Origin of the sequence: Pseudescherichia sp. (assembly GCF_032052675.1) — a bacterium.
Lineage (GTDB): Bacteria > Pseudomonadota > Gammaproteobacteria > Enterobacterales > Enterobacteriaceae > Pseudescherichia.
On sequence record NZ_DAMBWA010000009.1, the window covers coordinates 169,320 to 189,024 of the forward strand.

General features: G+C 57.9%; 19 protein-coding genes. 10 read left to right on the plus strand and 9 right to left on the minus strand.

Going from position 1 to position 19,705, the window contains the following annotated elements; all coding sequences use genetic code 11:
• Positions 1-2 precede the first annotated feature (2 nt).
• From RTX96_RS13935 to RTX96_RS13945, 3 genes are all read right to left on the minus strand, one after another.
• Positions 3-905 (minus strand): carbohydrate ABC transporter permease, encoded by a 903-nt coding sequence (locus tag RTX96_RS13935; RefSeq protein ID WP_103818358.1) that lies wholly within the window; start codon positions 903-905, stop codon positions 3-5.
• A complete protein-coding gene (locus tag RTX96_RS13940) occupies positions 898-1,788 on the minus strand; it encodes a carbohydrate ABC transporter permease (protein ID WP_042387955.1) in 891 nt (296 codons plus the stop codon). The genes RTX96_RS13935 and RTX96_RS13940 overlap by 8 nt, the downstream gene beginning before the upstream one ends.
• Before the next feature lie 373 nt (positions 1,789-2,161).
• Positions 2,162-2,491: a cupin domain-containing protein gene (locus tag RTX96_RS13945; protein WP_103818357.1), complete on the minus strand. Its 330-nt coding sequence runs from the start codon at positions 2,489-2,491 to the stop codon at positions 2,162-2,164.
• 152 nt (positions 2,492-2,643) lie between these two features.
• Here RTX96_RS13945 and RTX96_RS13950 point away from each other — a divergent pair, with 152 nt between their 5' ends.
• Positions 2,644-3,336, plus strand: coding sequence for an aspartate/glutamate racemase (locus tag RTX96_RS13950; protein ID WP_103818356.1), 693 nt, complete (start codon positions 2,644-2,646; stop codon positions 3,334-3,336).
• On the opposite strand, the gene RTX96_RS13955 is transcribed toward RTX96_RS13950, so the two are convergent.
• The gene (locus RTX96_RS13955) at positions 3,333-4,259 is read right to left on the minus strand and encodes a LysR family transcriptional regulator (RefSeq protein WP_103818355.1); all 927 of its coding nucleotides are present in this window, start codon (positions 4,257-4,259) and stop codon (positions 3,333-3,335) included. The two genes, RTX96_RS13950 and RTX96_RS13955, sit on opposite strands and share 4 nt — an antisense overlap.
• 113 nt (positions 4,260-4,372) lie before the next feature.
• On the opposite strand from RTX96_RS13955, the gene lysA reads away from it, so the two are divergent.
• Complete coding sequence (lysA, locus tag RTX96_RS13960) at positions 4,373-5,635, plus strand: diaminopimelate decarboxylase (RefSeq protein ID WP_312671396.1); 1,263 nt, start codon at positions 4,373-4,375, stop codon at positions 5,633-5,635.
• A gap of 10 nt (positions 5,636-5,645) precedes the next feature.
• Positions 5,646-6,095: a GNAT family N-acetyltransferase gene (locus RTX96_RS13965; RefSeq protein ID WP_312269182.1), complete on the plus strand. Its 450-nt coding sequence runs from the start codon at positions 5,646-5,648 to the stop codon at positions 6,093-6,095.
• Here the strand turns inward: RTX96_RS13965 and galR are convergent.
• Entirely contained in the window at positions 6,092-7,099 is a 1,008-nt protein-coding gene (gene galR / locus RTX96_RS13970) for an HTH-type transcriptional regulator GalR (RefSeq protein ID WP_103818353.1), read from the minus strand. The genes RTX96_RS13965 and galR overlap by 4 nt on opposite strands.
• A gap of 424 nt (positions 7,100-7,523) precedes the next feature.
• Here galR and aas point away from each other — a divergent pair, with 424 nt between their 5' ends.
• The gene (gene aas / locus RTX96_RS13975) at positions 7,524-9,683 is read left to right on the plus strand and encodes a bifunctional acyl-ACP--phospholipid O-acyltransferase/long-chain-fatty-acid--ACP ligase (RefSeq protein WP_103818352.1); all 2,160 of its coding nucleotides are present in this window, start codon (positions 7,524-7,526) and stop codon (positions 9,681-9,683) included.
• Entirely contained in the window at positions 9,676-10,869 is a 1,194-nt protein-coding gene (gene lplT / locus RTX96_RS13980; protein WP_103818351.1) for a lysophospholipid transporter LplT, read from the plus strand. Before aas ends, lplT begins: the two co-directional genes overlap by 8 nt.
• Before the next feature lie 141 nt (positions 10,870-11,010).
• Here the strand turns inward: lplT and RTX96_RS13985 are convergent, their stop codons facing one another.
• On the minus strand, positions 11,011-12,051 hold the full coding sequence (locus RTX96_RS13985; protein ID WP_103818350.1) for an NADP(H)-dependent aldo-keto reductase: 1,041 nt from the start codon (positions 12,049-12,051) through the stop codon (positions 11,011-11,013).
• Between the two features lie 123 nt (positions 12,052-12,174).
• Complete coding sequence (locus RTX96_RS13990) at positions 12,175-12,393, minus strand: YgdI/YgdR family lipoprotein (protein WP_042387937.1); 219 nt, start codon at positions 12,391-12,393, stop codon at positions 12,175-12,177.
• A 185-nt stretch (positions 12,394-12,578) separates the two neighbouring features.
• Between RTX96_RS13990 and RTX96_RS13995 the strand changes: the two genes are divergently transcribed.
• A complete protein-coding gene (locus RTX96_RS13995) occupies positions 12,579-12,815 on the plus strand; it encodes a hemolysin XhlA (protein ID WP_312671397.1) in 237 nt (78 codons plus the stop codon).
• A gap of 37 nt (positions 12,816-12,852) precedes the next feature.
• Here the strand turns inward: RTX96_RS13995 and RTX96_RS14000 are convergent, their stop codons facing one another.
• Both RTX96_RS14000 and mutH read right to left on the minus strand, forming a co-directional pair.
• Entirely contained in the window at positions 12,853-13,566 is a 714-nt protein-coding gene (locus RTX96_RS14000) for a TerC family protein (protein WP_103818348.1), read from the minus strand.
• 63 nt (positions 13,567-13,629) lie between these two features.
• On the minus strand, positions 13,630-14,325 hold the full coding sequence (mutH, locus tag RTX96_RS14005; RefSeq protein WP_312671398.1) for a DNA mismatch repair endonuclease MutH: 696 nt from the start codon (positions 14,323-14,325) through the stop codon (positions 13,630-13,632).
• Positions 14,326-15,005: 680 nt separating this feature from the next.
• Here mutH and rppH point away from each other — a divergent pair.
• The 4 genes from rppH to thyA all read left to right on the plus strand — a co-directional run bounded on the left by rppH (position 15,006) and on the right by thyA (position 19,636).
• On the plus strand, positions 15,006-15,536 hold the full coding sequence (rppH, locus tag RTX96_RS14010) for an RNA pyrophosphohydrolase (RefSeq protein WP_042387929.1): 531 nt from the start codon (positions 15,006-15,008) through the stop codon (positions 15,534-15,536).
• 12 nt (positions 15,537-15,548) lie between these two features.
• On the plus strand, positions 15,549-17,795 hold the full coding sequence (ptsP, locus tag RTX96_RS14015; protein ID WP_103818346.1) for a phosphoenolpyruvate--protein phosphotransferase: 2,247 nt from the start codon (positions 15,549-15,551) through the stop codon (positions 17,793-17,795).
• Between the two features lie 164 nt (positions 17,796-17,959).
• Entirely contained in the window at positions 17,960-18,835 is an 876-nt protein-coding gene (lgt, locus tag RTX96_RS14020; RefSeq protein WP_103818345.1) for a prolipoprotein diacylglyceryl transferase, read from the plus strand.
• 6 nt (positions 18,836-18,841) lie between these two features.
• Positions 18,842-19,636 carry a thymidylate synthase gene (gene thyA / locus RTX96_RS14025; RefSeq protein WP_312269109.1) on the plus strand — a complete coding sequence of 265 codons (795 nt, stop codon included), beginning with the start codon at positions 18,842-18,844 and terminating at the stop codon, positions 19,634-19,636.
• The last annotated feature ends 69 nt before the right edge of the window (positions 19,637-19,705 follow it).

The following is a 19,705-nucleotide window of genomic DNA, read 5'->3' on the forward strand; positions in this document are numbered from 1 at the left end:
TCTTAACCTTTAATTCCGCTGCTGGTCACGCCCTGTACGAAGTAGCGTTGAGCCAGGAAGAAGACAATGATGGACGGCAGAATGGAGATACTCGCCATTGCCAGAATTTCATTCCACGGCGCGCCTTCGGTCACGTCGATGGACATTTTCAGCGCCAGGGCAATCGGATACTTATCCACGCTGTAGACGTAGATCAGCGGGCCGATAAAGTCGTTCATTGACCACATGAACTGGAACAGCGCCACTGAAATAATTGCCGGTTTCAGGATCGGCACCACCACGTACCAGAGCACCTGGGCGGAGTTACAGCCGTCAATCTGCGCCGCCTCTTCCATGTCACGCGGCACGCCGCGCAGGAACTGGATCAGCATGAAGACGAAGAAGCCCTGAGTGGCAAAAGCCAGCGGCAGATAGAGCGGCATATAGCTATTCAGCATGCCCATCTCACGGAACATCAGGTACTGCGGGATCAGCAGCACGGTGCTTGGCAGCAGCATGGTGGTGATCAGCGTGGCGAACCAAAACTTCTTCCACGGGATCTCGAAGCGGGCGAAGCCGTAGGCCACGATGGTGGAGGAGATAATGGTCAGGATCACTTTCGGGATCACATACTTGAAGGTATTCAGCATGTAATGGCCGAAGTTATACTCGGTCCCGGTTTTCCAGCCGTTGATAAAGCCGTCCCAGGTGGCGTGTGCTGGCCACAGGCTCAGGGTGGTGAAGATCTCGTGGTTAGGCTTGAACGCCGCCGAGAACATCCACACCAGCGGGTAGAGCATCAGCAGGCCAACGAAGAGCAAAATGACGTAGCGGATCCACGCGCTGATCTTCTCGCGACGCAGCGTACGGGCCACTTCACGTTCGGCATGGCTCGCTGCCGGGGAAATTTGTTGAACGTCAGCCATTTTTGCCTCCCTTATCGGCGGAGTAGAAGACCCAGTATTTTGATGACTTAAAGGCAATGGAGGCGAAGACAGCCACCACCAGGAACAGGACCCACGCCAGCGCCGCACCGTAGCCCATGTCGAAATACTTAAAGGCGGTGTCGTAGATGTAGAGCGAGAAGAGATAGGTGTAGTAGGTCGGGCCGCCGCCGGTAATGACGTACGGGCCGGTAAACTCCTGGAACGCCTGGGTGGTCTGCATAATGAAGTTAAAGAAGATCACTGGCGTAATCAGCGGCACGGTCACTTTCATAAACATCTGCCACTTCGATGCGCCGTCGATCATTGCCGCTTCATACTGTGACTGGGGTACGTTTTGCAACGCGGCGAGGAAGATCACCATCGCGGAACCGAACTGCCAGACGCGCAGCAGGGTTACGGACATCAGCGCCAGCGACGGCTCACCCAGCCAGTTCACCGGATCGAGGCCAAAAACGCCGATAAAGCTGTTCAGCAGGCCGTCGATAGCAAACAGCGCACGCCAGAGCACGGCGATGGCAACGGAGCTGCCCAGAATGGACGGAATATAGTAGGCGGTACGGAAGAAGCCGATGCCGCGTAACTTAAAGTTAAGAACAAAAGCAATCCCCAGCGCGAAGGCGAGCTTCAGCGGGATAGTTAAAAATACGTAGGCAAAGGTGACGCCCATCGATTTCCAGAACAGGGAGTCTTCGGTCAGCATGTAACGGTAGTTTTCAATCCCATTAAATACCGGCGGACTCATTAAGTCATACTCAGTAAAACTGAGGAAAAACGAGGAAACGAAGGGAAAGGCCGTAAAGACGATCAACCCGATGATATAGGGCGATATCCAGGCCAATCCCAGCAGTCTGTTTTCATTCATATATACCTGCCTGGGTGTATGATTGCTTTTTAAAACGGTGTTTTAATTTATCTTATTGCGATTTATTTCTGCGTCATTCGATTAATTATGGAAATGTGATCAAAGTCGAAACGATGTTTCAATAAGGTGAGCCAGGTGACATTTCCAATGAGCATGCGCTGTAAGTGCCTGGATAAATGAATGATTAACTGGCTAATGATTTGATAGAAATAAAAACGCCCTCGCGGCGGAGGGCATTTTTATTTATTGATACGGTCATCGTCTGCAAACCGCACCGCGCTCGCCGTAGGCCGGGCAAACGCAGTGCCGTCCGGCATTGTAGCGTCAGCATGGTAACGCCCAGTGGCGCTACGCTTAGCGGGCCTACAATGACTTAATATGCTGTGAGGAAATCCTCACGGACCGGCGTAAAGGTATCGAGCAGAGTGCCTGCTTTTAAGCAGACGCAGCCGTGCACGATGTTTGGCTCTTTATAGAGGGTGTCCCCGGCGCGAACGATATGTTTTTCATCGCCGATGGTAAATTCAAACTCGCCGGATAAAACGTAGGTAAGCTGTTCATGAGGGTGATTATGCAGCGGGCCAACCGCGCCTTCGCTAAAGTTCACCTCTACCGCCATCATTTTGCCCGAATGGGCCAGAATGCGACGGGTAACGCCGTTGCCCAGATCGTCGAGCTGGGTCTGCTGGTGGAAAGTAAACATGGACGTGTCCTGTAGTTGCGTAGATGGTTTAATAGTAAAACAATGTTTCATTAAATTTATATCAGCCAGCGTTAAAAAGAAACGCGACGCCTAATAAGTGGAAAGCCGATCACAAGTTTGCTTTTACAGGCGGATAACAGGGGAGAGGCAACATGAAAACCATAGGACTACTGGGCGGCATGAGCTGGGAATCGACTATTCCCTACTACCGTTTGATCAACGAGGGAGTAAAAGCCCGGCTGGGCGGCCTGCACTCCGCCAGCCTGCTGCTGCACAGCGTCGATTTTCATGACATTGAGGCCTGCCAGGCGAGCGGCGACTGGGATAGGGCCGGGGATATTCTCGCCAGCGCCGCCGCTGGCCTCGAACGTGCCGGGGCTGAAGGGATCGTACTCTGTACCAATACCATGCATAAGGTCGCCGACCAGATCGAGGATCGCTGCAACGTGCCGTTTTTGCACATCGCTGACGCCACCGCCCGGGCGATCCAGAAAGCCAACCTGCAACAGGTCGCGCTGTTGGGTACTCGCTATACAATGGAGCAGGATTTCTACCGCGGGCGGATGCGCAATGCCCACGGTATTGAGACCTGCGTCCCGGACGGAGAGGATCGCGCCAGAGTTAACCAGATCATTTTTGACGAGCTATGCCGGGGCACCTTCAGCGAACCGTCGCGGACATACTTTATCGATCTGATTGCGCGGATGGCGAATCAGGGCGCGCAGGGGGTGATCTTCGGCTGCACCGAGATCGGCCTGCTGGTCTCCCAGGATCAAAGCCCGATCCCGGTGTTTGATACCGCCGCGCTGCACGCCGCCGACGTCGTCGACTTTATGCTGGATTAACGCTCCGCCAGCACCGCCTCTAACGGCGCGATAATGCGCGATACCGCTTGCTGCAAATGGGCGGAGAAGGCATCTACCAGCGCAGAGGCGGGGCGGTGCAGGGGACGGATCAGACTGACGGTAAAGGGCACGGCGATGCTGAAGGGCCTCACCACCACCCCGCTGCTGGCGTAGTCGAGGGCGGTAAGGGGGTTGACCACCGACACGCCGACCCCGGCGCGCACCATTGCGCAGACGCTGGCGGCGCTGTGGGTCTCGACTACCATGCGGCGTTTCACTTGGTGCTCACTGAACAGGGCATCCAGCAGCTGGCGATAGCTGTCCGAGCGCGACAGGCTAATGTAGTTCTCGCCTTGAAAATCCTGAGGTGTAAGCATCTTGCGCTGCGCCAGCGGATGCCCGGCGGGCAGGACGCATACTTCGTTCAGGGTCAGCAGCGGCGTGCGCTCGGTCCCGGCGGGCGTGCTGAGGGTTTCGGTCAGGCCGAGGTCATGACGCTGGGCAGAGAGCCACTCCTCCAGCAGCGGCGACTCCTGCGGCACCACGTTGAGGCTCACCTCTGGGTAGCGGGCCAGAAACGGCTGCAGCAGCAGGGGCAGAAACGACTGAGAGAAGACCGGCAGGCAGACGATAGACAGCTCTCCCTGGCGGAACTCCCGCAGGCTTTCGGCGGCGCTGACGATGCGATCCAGGCCGTACCACGAGCGCTGCACCTCCTCAAACAGACGCAGCCCCTGCACCGTGGGGTGCAGACGGCCCCGCGAACGTTCAAACAGCGTCAGGCCGATCACCTTTTCAAAGCGCGCCAGCTCCCGGCTCACGGTGGGCTGTGACGTATGCAGCAGGCGAGCGGCCTCGGTCAGATTCCCGGCGGTCATCACGGCGTGAAAAATTTCGATATGGCGAAGGTTAACGGTGGGCATCGGCTTCTCTGCGGCGCAAGGTATATCAAATTTGCATAGAATCGTAACATAACGATATTTTTTATTCCCTTTGGCCTGTGGCGTAATAGTGAAAAATGATGATGGAGTTCGCCATGCCACGCCCGTTAAACAACACCGATACCGCGCTCACTGCCGCCAACCTGCATAGCCTGGTGACTGAATTTGGCTGTCCCGTCTGGGCCTACGACGCCGACATTATCCGCCGCCGGATTGCCCAGCTGGCGCAGTTTGACGTGGTGCGTTTCGCCCAGAAGGCGTGCTCCAATATTCATATTCTGCGTCTGATGCGCGAGCAGGGCGTCAAGGTGGATTCGGTATCGCTGGGCGAGATCGAGCGCGCGCTGGCGGCAGGCTATCAGCCGCAGAACGGTGCCGATGAGATCGTCTTTACCGCCGATGTGATCGACCCGCCGACAATGGCCCGCGTGCATGAGCTACAGATCCCGGTTAACGCCGGATCGGTGGATATGCTGGCCCAGCTGGGGGAGGTCTCTCCGGGCCACCGCGTCTGGCTGCGGGTTAATCCGGGTTTCGGCCACGGCCACAGCCAGAAAACCAATACCGGCGGCGAGAACAGCAAGCACGGCATCTGGTACAGCGATCTGCCCGCCGCGCTGGAGGTTATGCAGCGCTACCAGCTTAAGCTGGTGGGGATCCATATGCATATCGGCTCAGGCGTGGACTACGGCCACCTTGAGCAGGTGTGCGGCGCGATGGTCAGCCAGGTCATCGAGTTCGGCCAGGATCTGGAGGCGATCTCTGCGGGTGGCGGGCTGTCAATCCCTTATCGTGAAGGGGAAGAGGCGATCGATACCGATCACTACTTTGGCCTGTGGAACAGCGCCCGGGAAAAAATTGCCGCCCACCTGGGGCATCCGGTGAAGCTGGAGATCGAGCCGGGACGTTTTCTGGTGGCCGAATCCGGCGTGCTGGTGGCCCAGGTGCGCAGCGTCAAAGCGATGGGCAGCCGTCACTTTGTACTGATCGACGCCGGATTTAACGACCTGATGCGTCCGGCGATGTACGGCAGCTATCACCACATCAGCGCTCTGGCGGCAGACGGCCGCGACCTGGCGGCTGAACCGCTTATCGATACCGTCGTGGCCGGTCCGCTGTGTGAATCCGGAGACGTCTTTACCCAGCAGGCGGGCGGGGAGGTTGAAACCCGCGCCCTGCCTGCGGTAGCGCCGGGAGACTATCTGGTGCTGCACGACACCGGCGCCTATGGCGCATCGATGTCATCCAACTACAACAGCCGTCCGCTGCTGCCGGAGGTGCTGTTTGACGGCGGCGCAGCGCGGCTGATCCGCCGTCGGCAGACCATCGACGAGCTGCTGGCGCTGGAGCTGCTGTAAGACGATGAGCGTGAAGATCCTGCCCCTGTATGACGCGCCGCATTTCGCCACTCAGGTCACCGACTGGCTGTGGGCGGCCTTTGGCGAGACGCTATCGCGAGACTTTTTTGCCAGCGTGGTTGCCCATAGTCAGCGGCCCGAGGCGCTGCCTCTTACCTTTATCGCTACCGAGGGAGAGACGCTGCTGGGCACGGTGGGGCTCTGGCGCTGCGATCTCATCAGCCGTCAGGATCTCTGGCCCTGGCTGGCGGCGCTCTACGTTGATGAGGCCGCGCGCGGACAGGGGTTGGCGGGCAGGCTTCAGCAGCACGTGAAGGATTACGCCCGTGAACGGGGCTTTACCCAGCTGCATCTCTACTCTGCCTGCCGCGATTTTTACGAACGCTTTGGCTGGGACTATATCGGTGACGGCCTGGACTACCCGGCCACCACCGTGCACCTCTACCGCTGCGCGCTTTAGCTCTCCTGAGGGGTACCCACCGAGTGACGACGCACCAGCGTCGGGCTAAAGAGGTGGGTGATCTCCGGCAGGGGCTGCTCTTTGGCCAGCGCCAGCGCCAGCTCTGCGGCCTGGGTTGCCATCGTGATGATAGGGTAGCGCACGGTGGTTAAACGCGGACGGACGTAGCGGGAGATCAGCACGTCATCAAAGCCAATCAGCGAGATCTCGCCCGGCACCTCTATACCATTATCGTTTAACACCCCCATCGCCCCGGCGGCCATCGAGTCGTTATAGCAGGCCACGGCGGTAAAGTGCCTGCCACGCCCGAGCAGCTCGGTCATCGCCTGCTCGCCGCCGCTCTCATCCGGCTCGCCCCAGGTCACCAGCCTGTCGTTACAGGGCAGGCCGTTCTCCCGCAGCGCATCGTAATAGCCCTGGAGGCGATCTTCCGCATCGGAGATAGCGTGGTTAGAGCAGAGGTAGCCAATTTTGGTATGTCCCTGCTGGATAAGATGCCGGGTCGCCAGCCACGCGCCGTAGCGATCGTCCAGCGCCACGCAGCGCTGCTCATAGCCGGGCAGAATGCGGTTGATCAGCACCATGCCGGGCATCTGATCCATCAGCGCGGCTAACTCTTCATTGGGAATGCTTTTGGCGTGCACCACCAGCGCCGCGCAGCGGTGGCGCATCAGCTGCTCTATGGCGCGCCGCTCTTTTTGCTCGTTATGGTAGCCGTTACCAATCAATAAAAAGTTACCGGTATGGTAGGCCACCTGTTCCACCGCTTTGACCATCGCACCGAAAAAGGGATCGGAAACGTCACCGACCACCAGCCCTATGGTCTCCGTTGACTGCTGGGCCAGCGCGCGGGCGTTGGCGTTGGGATGGTAGTTGAGTGAGGCCATCGCGCTCTGTACCGCCTGCCGGGAGGCGTCGCTGGCTTTGGGGGAGCTGTTGATGACGCGCGACACCGTGGCGACAGAGACACCTGCGAGCTTTGCAACATCCTTTATGGTCGCCATTCTGAACCTTCTTTGACGGGTAAGCGTTTACACCCGGTTAAGTGTTGCGGAAAAGTGCGGCAGGTTCAAGGCTCTTGCACGCCTGAAGTGTGCAAACGTGAGCCAAAGCGCATGTGCAGTGTGAAACCGTTACACCGGCACTACTGAGCAAATAAAACAGGAAAAGGGTAATTCAAACCTTTAGTTACACTTTGCGATGAGCTGTTGCGATTGTTCCCTGGCATCCACCGGGGGGAGGGGCCACAATCAAGATCCCAGAGGTATTGATTGGTGAGATTTCAGTACGTATAGAGTACTCACTTTTTGCACCAACCTGCGCGGATGCGCAGGTTTTTTTTCGCCCCGATTTTGCCGCCCGCCACACTTCTCGTGTAATCTGCCACAATTCTTGCAATACCCCGAATGACTGACACAGGAAGTTGAAATGATGCTGGGCTTTTTCCGTACCCTCTTCCGTCTGCTCTACCGCGTCGAGCTTACCGGCAATATGCAGCCGCTGCGCGGCGAGCGTGTACTTATCACCCCAAACCACGTCTCCTTTATTGATGGTATCCTGCTGGCGCTGTTTTTACCGGTGCGCCCGGTGTTTGCGGTCTACACCTCCATCAGCCAGAGCTGGTACATGCGTGCCCTGTCGAGTCTGATCGACTTTGTCCCCCTTGATCCCACCAAGCCAATGTCGATCAAGCAGCTGGTGCGCCTGATCGAGAGCGGCCGACCGGTGGTGATCTTCCCGGAGGGACGCATCTCCGTCTCTGGTTCGCTGATGAAAATTTATGACGGGGCCGCCTTTGTTGCTGCGAGATCGCGGGCTACGGTGATCCCGGTGCGCATCGAGGGGGCGGAGCTGACCTTCTTTAGCCGTCTGAAGGGGCTGGTGAAGCAGCGTCTCTTCCCGCGTATCAGCCTGCATATTCTTCCACCAACCCAGCTGCCGATGCCCGAAGCCCCGCGCGCCCGCGATCGCCGCAGGCTGGCGGGGGAGATGCTGCATCAGATCATGATGGAAGCGCGCATGGCCGTGCGCCCGCGGGAGACGCTGTTCGAAGCCCTGCTGGCGGCGCAGTATCGCTACGGCGCGGGTAAGAACTGCATCGAGGATATTAATTTCAAGCCCGATACCTACCGCAAGCTGCTGACCAAAACGCTGTTTGTGGCGCGCATTCTGGATAAGTACAGCGCCCAGGGCGAAAAAATTGGCCTGATGCTGCCGAACGCGGGCATCGCGGCGGCGGTGATATTTGGCGCCATCGCCCGGGGACGCGTCCCGGCAATGATGAACTACACGGCAGGCGTAAAGGGGCTGGGCAGCGCCATTACCGCCGCGCAGATCAAAACTATCTTTACCTCCCGTCAGTTTATGGAGAAGGGCAAGCTCTGGCACCTGCCGGAGCAGCTGACCCAGGTACGCTGGATCTATCTGGAAGATCTGAAAGGCGAGGTGACTGCCGCCGATAAGCTGTGGATCTTCGGCCATCTGCTGATGCCGCACCTGGCCCAGGTGCCGCAGCAGCCGGAAGATGATGCGCTGGTGCTCTTTACCTCCGGTTCGGAGGGCAATCCAAAAGGGGTGGTGCACAGCCATAAAAGTATTCTCGCCAACGTAGAGCAGATCCGGACCATCGCGGACTTTACCGCCCGGGATCGCTTTATGTCGGCTCTGCCGCTGTTCCACTCCTTTGGTCTTACCGTGGGGCTCTTTACCCCGCTACTGACCGGAGCAGAGGTCTTTCTCTACCCGAGCCCGCTGCACTACCGTATCGTGCCGGAGCTGGTCTATGACCGTAACTGCACCGTGCTGTTTGGCACCTCGACCTTCCTTGGGCACTACGCGCGCTTCGCCAACCCTTATGACTTTTACCGCCTGCGCTACGTGGTAGCCGGGGCAGAGAAGCTGCAGGAGAGCACCCGCCAGCTCTGGCAGGACAAGTTCGGCCTGCGGGTGCTGGAGGGCTACGGCGTCACCGAGTGTGCGCCGGTGGTCTCTATCAACGTGCCGATGGCGGCGAAGCCGGGAACGGTGGGGCGTATTCTGCCAGGCATGGATGCGCGGTTGATGGCGGTGCCCGGCATTGAAGAGGGCGGCAGGCTACAGCTGAAGGGGCCGAACATCATGACCGGCTACCTGCGCGTTGAGAACCCTGGCGTGCTTGAGCGCCCTGCGGCAGAGAACGCCGAGGGTGAGCTGGAGTCCGGCTGGTATGACACCGGTGACATTGTGCGCTTCGATGAGCAGGGCTTTGTGCAGATTCAGGGCCGGGCCAAGCGCTTCGCCAAAATCGCCGGGGAGATGATCTCTCTGGAGATGGTAGAGCAGCTGGCGCTGATGGCTTCGCCGGATAAAATGCACGCCACGGTGGTGAAGAGCGACGCCAGCAAAGGCGAGGCGCTGGTGATGTTTACCACTGACAGCGAGCTGACCCGTGAAACGTTGCTTAAGCAGGCGCGTGCTCAGGGCGTGCCGGAGCTGGCGGTGCCGCGCGATATCCGTTTCCTGAAGCAGCTGCCGGTATTGGGCAGCGGCAAACCGGATTTTGTTACCCTGAAGAGCAAACTCGACGAGATGGAAGCGCAACATGCATGAGTCAGTAAGCACTAACAATTCTCTGCTGTCGAAGGGCATGCTGGCGGTTACCGCTGCCCAGTTCCTCTCGGCGTTTGGCGATAATGCCCTGCTGTTTGCCACCCTGGCGCTGCTTAAAGCTGAGTTTTATCCCGACTGGAGCCAGCCGATCCTGCAGATGGTGTTTGTAGGTGCTTACATACTTTTCGCCCCCTTTGTCGGCCAGATAGCGGACAGCTTTGCCAAGGGGCGGGTGATGATGTTCGCCAACGGGCTGAAGCTGCTGGGCGCGCTGAGCATCTGCGTAGGCCTTAATCCGTTTATTGGCTATACGCTGGTGGGCATTGGCGCGGCGGCCTACTCTCCGGCTAAATATGGCATTCTCGGCGAGCTGACCACTGGCGATAAGCTGGTAAAGGCTAACGGCCTGATGGAGTCCTCGACCATCGCCGCCATCCTGCTGGGTTCAGTAGCAGGTGGCGTGCTGGCGGACTGGCATGTGCTGGCGGCGCTCGGTATCTGCGCTCTGGTCTATGCCGGGGCGGTGGTCGCTAACCTGCTGATCCCTAAGCTTCCTGCCGCCCGGCCAGGGCTAAGCTGGCGCTTTACCCCTATGACCCAGAGCTTCTTTCACGCCTGTAAAACGCTGTGGCTAAACGGCGAAACCCGCTTCTCGCTGGTAGGGACCAGCCTGTTCTGGGGCGCCGGGGTAACGCTGCGCTTCCTGCTGGTGCTGTGGGTGCCGGTGGCGCTCGGCATCAGCGATAACGCGACGCCAACCTACCTTAACGCGATGGTGGCAGTAGGCATCGTTGTCGGCGCAGGCGTGGCGGCGAAGCTGGTCACCCTCGAGAGCGTGGCGCGCTGCATGCCTGCCGGGATCCTCATCGGTGTGGTAGTGACGCTCTTTTCGTTACAACATGCATTGCTGCCCGCTTACGGTCTGCTGGTGCTCATCGGCGTGCTGGGCGGGTTTTTCGTCGTGCCGCTGAATGCGCTTTTGCAGGAGCGGGGGAAACGCTCCGTCGGCGCGGGCAACGCCATCGCGGTGCAGAACCTGGGCGAGAACGCGGCGATGCTAATTATGCTGGGGCTCTACTCACTGGCGGTGAAAGCGGGTGCGCCGGTGGTCGGCGTCGGCGTCGGCTTTGGCGTGCTGTTTGCGCTGGCGATTGCCGCTCTGTGGCTGTGGCAGCGCCGTCGCTAGTCACTTTATGCGCTGGGCCTACAAACCGCACTGAGCCACCGTAGGCCGGGCAAACGCAGTGCCGCCCGGCATTGCAGCATCAGCACAGAAACGCCCGGTGGCGCTAAGCTTACCGGGCCTACAGCCGACACTGTGTCCGCACTACGGTGCCGGGTAGGTATAGACCTTATGCACCGCCTCAATCTCCGCTAATACCTCTTCGCTCAACTCCAGATAGAGGCTCTCGACGTTGGTCTTAAGCTGCTCGAGGGTCGTTGCCCCCAGCAGGGTGCTGGCCACGAACGGCTGACGGCGGACAAAAGCCAGCGCCATCTGCGCCGCGTCCAGATTGTGCCGTTTGGCGATATCCACGTAGGCAGCAATCGCTTTTTGCGTCTGCTCACCGCTGTAGCGCGTGAAACGGCTAAACAGCGTGTTGCGCGCGCCGGCTGGCTTCGCGCCGTTCAGGTACTTGCCCGTCAGGGTGCCGAAGGCCAGGCAGGAGTAGGCCAGCAGCTCAACGCCCTCAAACTGGCTCACCTCTGACAGACCGACCTCAAAGCTGCGGTTCAGCAGGCTGTAAGGGTTCTGGATGGTGACGATACGCGGCAGATCGTGCTTATCCGCCAGATGCAGATAGCGCATCACGCCAAACGCCGTTTCGTTCGAGACGCCGATGTAGCGGATCTTACCCGCCCGCTGACACTCGGCCAGCGCTTCCAGCGTTTCAAGAATAGTCACGCCGGGTGCGGATTCCGTCCACTCATAGCCCAGCTTACCAAAGCAGTTGGTCGAACGCTGCGGCCAGTGAACCTGGTAGAGATCGAGATAGTCGGTTTGCAGGCGTTTCAGGCTAGCGTCCAGCGCTTCACGGATATTCTTGCGATCCAGCGCCTGATTCTGCCGAATGCCGCTGTCGTTATTGCGGCTCGGCCCGCTCACCTTGGAGGCGATAACCAGCTTTTCACGGCTGCCGCGCTTCGCCAGCCAGTTACCAACGTAGGTCTCGGTTAAACCCTGGGTTTCCGGGCGCGGCGGCACGGGATACATCTCTGCCACATCAATCAGGTTAATACCCTGGCCTACGGCGTAATCAAGCTGTGCATGGGCCTCGGCTTCGCTGTTCTGCTCACCAAAGGTCATTGTGCCCAGCCCCAGCGTGCTTATCTCAAGCGAGCTGTGAGGGATACGGTGATAATGCATAGCCGGCTTCCTTGTTTTTTAACAACGTCAGGGGCTTCCTGACAAAGGAATATAAACATGGCAGAGGGGAGGCAAAAGGGGAAGAGAAAAATCAAAAGGCCAGCAAATTGCTGACCTTAGCACTTATCGTTCAATAATTTGCGATACGTCATCACGGTTAATCTGCATCTCGTTGCCCTGCAGGTCGCGGTAGCTGACCAGCCCGGTATCGTCATCTACGGCCGGCTTGCCTTCGGTCAGGATCATACGGCCATCTTTCGTCGCCATCACATAGTCACTGCTGCATCCTGATACGGCGCAGGCCAAACCTACTGCGGAAATCACTACTGCCCATTTTTTCACTGTTTTCCTCCTTCTTAGGCCAGAATCTGTATTGAGTGTAGTAATAACGTATGGATAAGAAAGGAAAAAGCGGGAAAATCTTAAAAAGTACTCAGAAATAGCGGCATTCACCACGGTTTACCATGCGCATAGCGTGGTAATATTTTCGTCACGTAATTAACGTTACAAGTAACGGAGAAGGAGAGATGGAGATACGCGTGAAAACGCTTGAGGAGAAGGTGGAGTCGCTGGTCATGGATATGGCCGTGATTAAATCTAACTACGCAACCAAGGAGGATACGTCTGCAATCAGGATTGAAGTTGCCAACGTTAAGGCTGAGCTACATAGCGTTATCAGGACTCAGGCTATGGCAATCATTGGCTCAATGATTGCGATTAACGGCGTCGCTTCAGGCGTCATCATTAAATTTCTCGCTCATTAATGCAGCGATGGCTCCCCCGTAGCGGGGGAGCGAGAGATCACAGCGGATTCTTTTTATTGCGCAACAGGTTCAGGGTCTCGACGGCGATCGAGAAGAACATGGCGAAATAGATATAACCTTTCGGCACGTGGATGCCAAAACTCTCCAGCATCAGCGTAAAGCCGACCAGGATCAGGAATGACAGGGCCAGCATTTTTACCGACGGGTGACGATCGACAAACTCGCCGATAGGGCGGGCGGCAAACATCATCACGCCGACGGAGATCACTACCGCCGCCATCATAATGAACAGATGATCCGACAGACCCACCGCCGTAATAACCGAGTCGAGGCTAAAGATAATATCCAGCATCATGATCTGCACGATGGCGCCGAGGAACGAGTGAACGTTGGTTTTCAGTCCTTCCTCTTCACCTTCGATCGTTTCATGGATCTCTTTGCTGGCCTTCCAGATCAGGAACAGACCGCCGAGCAGCAGGATCAGATCCCGGGCGGAGACCGCATGATCGAAAACGCTGAACAGCGGCGTGGTGAGTCGGGTCACCCACGAGATAGAGGCCAGCAGCGCCAGACGCATCAGCATCGCCCCTGCCAGACCAATACGGCGGGCGTGGTTACGCTGTGCGGTCGGGAGCTTTGCGACGACCAGAGAGAGGAAAATAATATTGTCGATCCCGAGCACAATCTCCAGCAGCGTCAGCGTACCGAGCGCGAGCCAGGCGTTGGGATCGGTTATCCATGCAAATAACATCGTAAAGTCCTGCCAAAAAAAGAAGCGCTAATTATAAGCCTCCGGCGGAAGAGGGCAAAAAATTTAATAACCCTGCAACAAAAAATGCCGCTCCAGCAGCGCACGGGTAAAGTTCTTCTTCAGATAGAAGCCTCGCGGCAGGGTGAGGATCGGCTGACCATGCTGGCCCACTGCCTCGGTCAGCGCCTTGCTGTTCGCCGCCTTAGGCCGCAGCTGTAGCACTTCGCCGTGACGCGCGGTAATGCTCTCAACCTGACCCAGCACGATAAGATCCATGAGCTCTTCCCAGTCCATGCGCAGCTGCTGCTCTTCCTGCTCGCTGGGACTCCACAGCAGCGGCGAGCCAACCCGGCGGCTGGCGACAGGGATCTCCCGCGAGCCCTCTACCGGGATCCACAGCACCCGTTTGAGCTTGTGGCGCACGTGGCTACTCTCCCACGTGACGCCGCTGTTGCCGGTCAGCGGCGCGACACAAACGAAGGTGGTCTCCAGCGGGCGGCCCAGGCTATCTACCGGAATGGTTTTCAGCTCTACCCCCAGCGCGGCAAAATCCTGCTCAGGCTTGCTGCCCGCGCTTGCTCCCAGCCAGCGCTCCAGCAGTACCCCGGTCCAGCCTTTATCACGCTTGAAGTCTGCCGGCACCGGTAGCCCGGCCAACGTACCCAGTTCGCCAAGGGTGAGCCCGGCTAGCCGTTGCGCCTGCTCCAGGAGGAGGCTTTCCGAAGCGGGCGGAGAGGTAAAAGGAGAGAGCGGCAGCATATGAACAACCTCTGGTTAAAAAATGAACAGCATTAGTGCACAGGGGGTAACGCAATAGATTTTTTCCCGCGGCGATAAACAACGCAATGATTTTTAGGATTTTTTTCCCTTGAATGCTTTTTGTTGCGCAACGGCTCGCAAGGTTTTCCAAATCTGGTCACTGACAATGAACAGGATCTTACACCATGTTATCCACAGAAAAGTGGGATAAGTGAGGAAAACCGGTACTACTGTTTCCATTTACAGCCTTGACGTGCGACCAAAATCGAATTTTCGCACAAATTGTGCTTAACTTATTGGCACAATCTGTGGATAAAACCGACTCTGTTCGATCTTTCATCACTCTTCGGATCGACCCCGTGATGCACATCACATTATGATCCCGCAGGCATTAAGATCGTGGTATAACCTAATGAATAGTCCCATATTATTTTTTTAAGTGATAAACAGATTATTCAGGTTCGTGCAGGTTTTCCCAGAGTAATTCCGTACTTCTGCACAACTCTATCCACAGAAATCGTGAATAAAACCGCAGTTGGCGAACCTATTCTGTTTATAACTCAGGTGATAATTGTGAGTTATTCAAATGTTATTCGGTTATAGCGTATTGAGAGAGTGGTTTACCGTATCCCACGAGTGTGAAACAATCGTTTAATTCAGGTTTATTTTGAGGTAGTCCGGTGATTGATGACGATGGCTACCGCCCAAATGTGGGTATCGTAATCTGTAATCGACAAGGCCAGGTCATGTGGGCCAGGCGCTTCGGTCAGCACTCGTGGCAGTTTCCCCAGGGAGGTATTAACCCTGGTGAGTCCCCGGAGCAAGCTATGTACCGGGAGCTGTTCGAAGAGGTGGGGCTGAGCCGGAAGGATGTGCGTATTCTTGCTTCGACCCGCAGCTGGTTGCGTTACAAGTTACCGAAACGTTTGGTGCGTTGGGACACAAAGCCGGTTTGTATCGGCCAAAAACAGAAGTGGTTTCTTTTGCAATTGATCAGCAACGATGCGGATATCAATATGCAAACCAGCAGTACCCCTGAGTTCGATGGCTGGCGCTGGGTAAGCTACTGGTATCCTGTTCGTCAGGTTGTCTCGTTTAAGCGCGATGTTTATCGTCGGGTGATGAAGGAGTTTGCAAGTGTGGTTATGGCGCTGGCAGAGAGCACCCCAAAGCCACAACACTCTCCTGCCTGGCGACGTAAGAGAGGATAAGCCATACATATCATGCTCACCCGGTTACGAGAAATAGTTGAGAAAGTTGCCAGCGCGCCGCGCCTTAACGAGGCGCTGGATATTCTGGTGACGGACATCTGTCTGGCGATGGATACCGAAGTCTGTTCGGTCTACCTCGCCGATCACGACAGACGCTGCTATTACCTGATGGCGACGCGCGGTTTGAAAAAGCCGCGCGGTCGCACCATCACGCTCGCATTCGATCAGGGTATCGTCGGCCTGGTAGGCAGGCTGGCGGAGCCGATTAACCTTGCCGACGCGCAAAAGCACCCCAGCTTTAAGTACATTCCCTCGGTAAAAGAGGAGCGGTTCCGCGCGTTTCTGGGCGTGCCGATTATTCAGCGACGCCAGCTGCTGGGCGTTCTGGTGGTTCAGCAGCGCGAGCTGCGGCAGTTTGACGAGAGCGAGGAGTCATTTTTAGTCACGCTGGCCACCCAGATGGCGGCCATCCTCTCCCAGTCGCAGCTTGCCGCCCTGTTTGGCCAGTATCGCCAGACGCGTATTCGTGCGCTACCTGCCGCGCCCGGCGTCGCCATTGCCGAGGGCTGGATGGATGCTACTCTGCCGCTGATGGAGCAGGTCTACGAAGCCTCAACGCTGGACACCGGTCTTGAACGCGAACGGCTCACCGGCGCGCTTGAAGAGGCTGCCAGCGAGTTTCGCCGCTACAGCAAGCGCTTCTCTGCCGGGGCGCAGAAAGAGACGGCGGCCATCTTCGATCTCTATTCCCACCTGCTGTCGGACGCCCGCCTCAGACGCGAACTGTTCGACGAAGTCGATCGCGGCTTCGTGGCCGAGTGGGCGGTGAAAAAGGTCATCGGACGCTTTGCCGAACAGTTTGCTGCTCTCTCCGACGGCTACCTGAAGGAGCGGGCTGGCGATCTGCGCACGCTGGGGCAGCGCCTGCTGTTCCACCTCGACGATAGCCTGCAGGGACCCAATACCTGGCCCGAGCGCTTTGTGCTGGTGGCCGACGAGCTCTCCGCTACCACGCTGGCCGAGCTGCCTCACGATCGGCTGGTGGGGGTAGTGGTACGCGACGGCGCGGCCAACTCCCACGCTGCGATTATGGTACGTGCCCTTGGCATCCCAACGGTAATGGGGGCCGATATTCAGCCCTCGGTGCTGCACCGCCGTACGCTGGTGGTGGACGGCTACCGGGGCGAACTGCTGGTCGATCCTGAGCCTGTCCTGCTTCAGGAGTATCAGCGTCTCATCACCGAAGAGAACGAGCTAAGCAAGCTCGCGGAGGATGAGGTTAACCTTCCCGCCCAGCTAAAAAGCGGCGATCGGGTTAAGGTGATGCTCAACGCCGGGCTGAGTCCTGCGCATGAGGAGCAGCTTGGCAGCCGCATCGACGGCATTGGCCTCTACCGGACTGAGATCCCGTTTATGCTGCAGAGCGGCTTCCCCTCCGAAGAGGAGCAGGTGGCCCAGTATCAGGGGATGCTGCAGCTGTTCAACGAGAAGCCTGTTACCCTGCGAACGCTGGACGTCGGCGCGGATAAGCAACTGCCCTATATGCCCATCAGCGAGGAGAATCCGTGCCTTGGCTGGCGGGGGATCCGCATTACGCTCGATCAGCCAGAGATCTTCCTGATTCAGGTGCGGGCCATGCTGCGCGCCAACGCCGCCACCGGCAACCTCAGCATCCTGCTGCCAATGGTCACCAGTATTGAAGAGGTAGACGAAGCCCGCCGTCTGATTGAGCGCGCCGGGCGGGAGGTCGAAGAGATGATCGGCTACGCCATCCCCAAACCACGCATTGGGGTGATGCTGGAAGTCCCTTCGATGGTCTTTATGCTGGCGCATCTGGCCAGCCGGGTCGATTTTATCTCTGTTGGCACGAACGATCTCACCCAGTATATTCTGGCGGTGGATCGCAACAATACCCGCGTGGCGAGCCTCTACGACAGCCTGCACCCGGCGGTTCTGCGGGCGCTGGCGACGATCGCCCAGGAGACGGAGCGCTATGGCATCGATCTCTGCCTGTGCGGGGAGATGGCGGGCGATCCGATGTGCGTGGCGGTGCTGATCGGTCTTGGTTACCGCCATCTGTCGATGAACGGTCGCTCGGTGGCCCGCGTTAAATACCTGCTGCGCCATATCGATCGCGAGGATGCCGAGACGCTGGCAAACCGTACTCTGGAGGCCCAGTTCACCAGCGAGGTACGCCATCAGGTGGCGGCCTTTATGGAGCGCCGGGGCATGGGCGGCCTGATCCGCGGCGGACGCTAGCGCACCGGCGGCGGGTAAAAGGAAGATAGAGATCTTTTACAACTTCGCCCTAATCGCCCGCCTGGCTTATGCTATGATTCCCAGCTTTGGAGCGCCCTGTTAAGCGGGCGCACATCTTAACCGCTGTCGATTTTTGGCGGAATAACAACACTTTGTGGTGACAGATGAATAATGGATATCTGCGTTTTCCCGATATCGATCCGGTAATTTTCTCTATCGGACCGGTTTCGCTGCACTGGTACGGCATGATGTACCTGGTTGGCTTTATTTTTGCCATGTGGCTGGCTGGCCGCCGCGCAAGCCGTCCCGGCAGCGGCTGGACGAAAAACGAAGTGGAAAACCTGCTTTATGCAGGCTTCCTGGGCGTCTTCCTTGGCGGGCGCATCGGCTATGTGCTGTTCTATAACTTCCCGACCTTTATTCAGGATCCGCTCTATCTGTTCCGCGTCTGGGACGGCGGCATGTCCTTCCACGGCGGCCTGGTCGGCGTGATCGTGGTAATGATTATCTTTGCCAAACGCACTAAACGCACCTTCTTCCAGGTCGCCGATTTTATTGCGCCGCTGATCCCATTCGGGCTGGGCGCCGGACGGCTGGGTAACTTTATCAACGGTGAGCTGTGGGGCCGCGTCGACCCGAACTTCCCGCTGGCGATGCTCTTCCCGGGCTCCCGTGCCGAAGATATGGCGCTGCTGCCTTCGCACCCGGAGTGGCAGTCTATTTTTGATACCTATGGCGTACTGCCGCGCCACCCTTCACAGCTCTATGAGCTGGCGCTGGAGGGGGTCGTGCTGTTTATCATCCTTAACCTGTTTATTCGTAAGCCGCGTCCGATGGGTGCAGTATCAGGCCTGTTCCTGATCGGCTATGGCGCATTCCGCATCATCGTGGAGTTCTTCCGTCAGCCGGACGCGCAGTTTACCGGCGAGTGGGTGCAGTACATCAGCATGGGCCAGATCCTCTCTATCCCAATGATTATTGCGGGCGCGCTGATGATGGTCTGGGCGTACCGCCGTCGCCCGCAGCAACACGTCTCCTGAGGAACCATGAAACAGTATTTAGAACTGATGCAAAAAGTGCTGGATGAAGGCACGCAGAAAAACGACCGTACCGGCACCGGCACGCTTTCCATTTTTGGCCATCAGATGCGCTTTAACCTGCAGGAGGGCTTCCCGCTGGTGACTACCAAGCGTTGCCACCTGCGCTCGATCATTCATGAGCTGCTGTGGTTCCTGCAGGGCGATACCAACATCGCCTACCTGCATGAAAACAACGTCACCATCTGGGACGAGTGGGCCGACGAGCAGGGTAATCTTGGTCCGGTCTACGGCAAGCAGTGGCGCGCATGGCCCACGCCGGACGGCCGCCACATCGACCAGATCGCGACCGTGCTGAACCAGCTGAAGACCGATCCAGACTCCCGGCGGATCATCGTCTCTGCCTGGAACGTGGGCGAGCTGGACAAAATGGCGCTGGCCCCGTGCCACGCGTTTTTCCAGTTTTACGTCGCGGATGGCAAGCTCTCCTGCCAGCTCTACCAGCGCTCCTGCGATGTCTTCCTCGGCCTGCCGTTCAACATCGCCAGCTACGCGCTGCTGGTGCATATGATGGCGCAGCAGTGTGACCTGGAGGTGGGCGACTTCGTCTGGACCGGCGGCGATACCCATCTCTACAGCAACCACATGGAGCAGACGCACCTGCAGCTGACCCGTGAGCCGCGCGCGCTGCCGAAGCTTGTGATCAAGCGTAAGCCGGACTCGCTGTTTGACTACCGCTTCGACGACTTTGAGATCGAAGGCTACGATCCGCACCCTGGGATTAAAGCCCCGGTCGCTATCTAACGCTGACAGCCTGCCACAGCCGGCGCGTTACTGCGCCGGTTTTTTTCCTCCCGTATTTCGTTCTGCGAC

Bases quoted from the DNA above. Each gene is read 5' to 3' on its own strand.
- RTX96_RS13995 (WP_312671397.1), top strand. From the start codon at position 12,579: ATGGAGATACGCGTGAAAACGCTTGAGGAGAAGGTGGAGTCGCTGGTC.
- galR (WP_103818353.1), bottom strand. From the start codon at position 7,099: ATGGCGACCATAAAGGATGTTGCAAAGCTCGCAGGTGTCTCTGTCGCC.
- RTX96_RS13940 (WP_042387955.1), bottom strand. From the start codon at position 1,788: ATGAATGAAAACAGACTGCTGGGATTGGCCTGGATATCGCCCTATATC.
- RTX96_RS14000 (WP_103818348.1), bottom strand. From the start codon at position 13,566: ATGTTATTTGCATGGATAACCGATCCCAACGCCTGGCTCGCGCTCGGT.
- RTX96_RS13950 (WP_103818356.1), top strand. From the start codon at position 2,644: ATGAAAACCATAGGACTACTGGGCGGCATGAGCTGGGAATCGACTATT.
- ptsP (WP_103818346.1), top strand. From the start codon at position 15,549: ATGCTCACCCGGTTACGAGAAATAGTTGAGAAAGTTGCCAGCGCGCCG.
- RTX96_RS13945 (WP_103818357.1), bottom strand. From the start codon at position 2,491: ATGTTTACTTTCCACCAGCAGACCCAGCTCGACGATCTGGGCAACGGC.
- aas (WP_103818352.1), top strand. From the start codon at position 7,524: ATGATGCTGGGCTTTTTCCGTACCCTCTTCCGTCTGCTCTACCGCGTC.
- RTX96_RS13935 (WP_103818358.1), bottom strand. From the start codon at position 905: ATGGCTGACGTTCAACAAATTTCCCCGGCAGCGAGCCATGCCGAACGT.
- mutH (WP_312671398.1), bottom strand. From the start codon at position 14,325: ATGCTGCCGCTCTCTCCTTTTACCTCTCCGCCCGCTTCGGAAAGCCTC.
- thyA (WP_312269109.1), top strand. From the start codon at position 18,842: ATGAAACAGTATTTAGAACTGATGCAAAAAGTGCTGGATGAAGGCACG.
- RTX96_RS13985 (WP_103818350.1), bottom strand. From the start codon at position 12,051: ATGCATTATCACCGTATCCCTCACAGCTCGCTTGAGATAAGCACGCTG.
- RTX96_RS13955 (WP_103818355.1), bottom strand. From the start codon at position 4,259: ATGCCCACCGTTAACCTTCGCCATATCGAAATTTTTCACGCCGTGATG.
- lysA (WP_312671396.1), top strand. From the start codon at position 4,373: ATGCCACGCCCGTTAAACAACACCGATACCGCGCTCACTGCCGCCAAC.
- lgt (WP_103818345.1), top strand. From the start codon at position 17,960: ATGAATAATGGATATCTGCGTTTTCCCGATATCGATCCGGTAATTTTC.
- lplT (WP_103818351.1), top strand. From the start codon at position 9,676: ATGCATGAGTCAGTAAGCACTAACAATTCTCTGCTGTCGAAGGGCATG.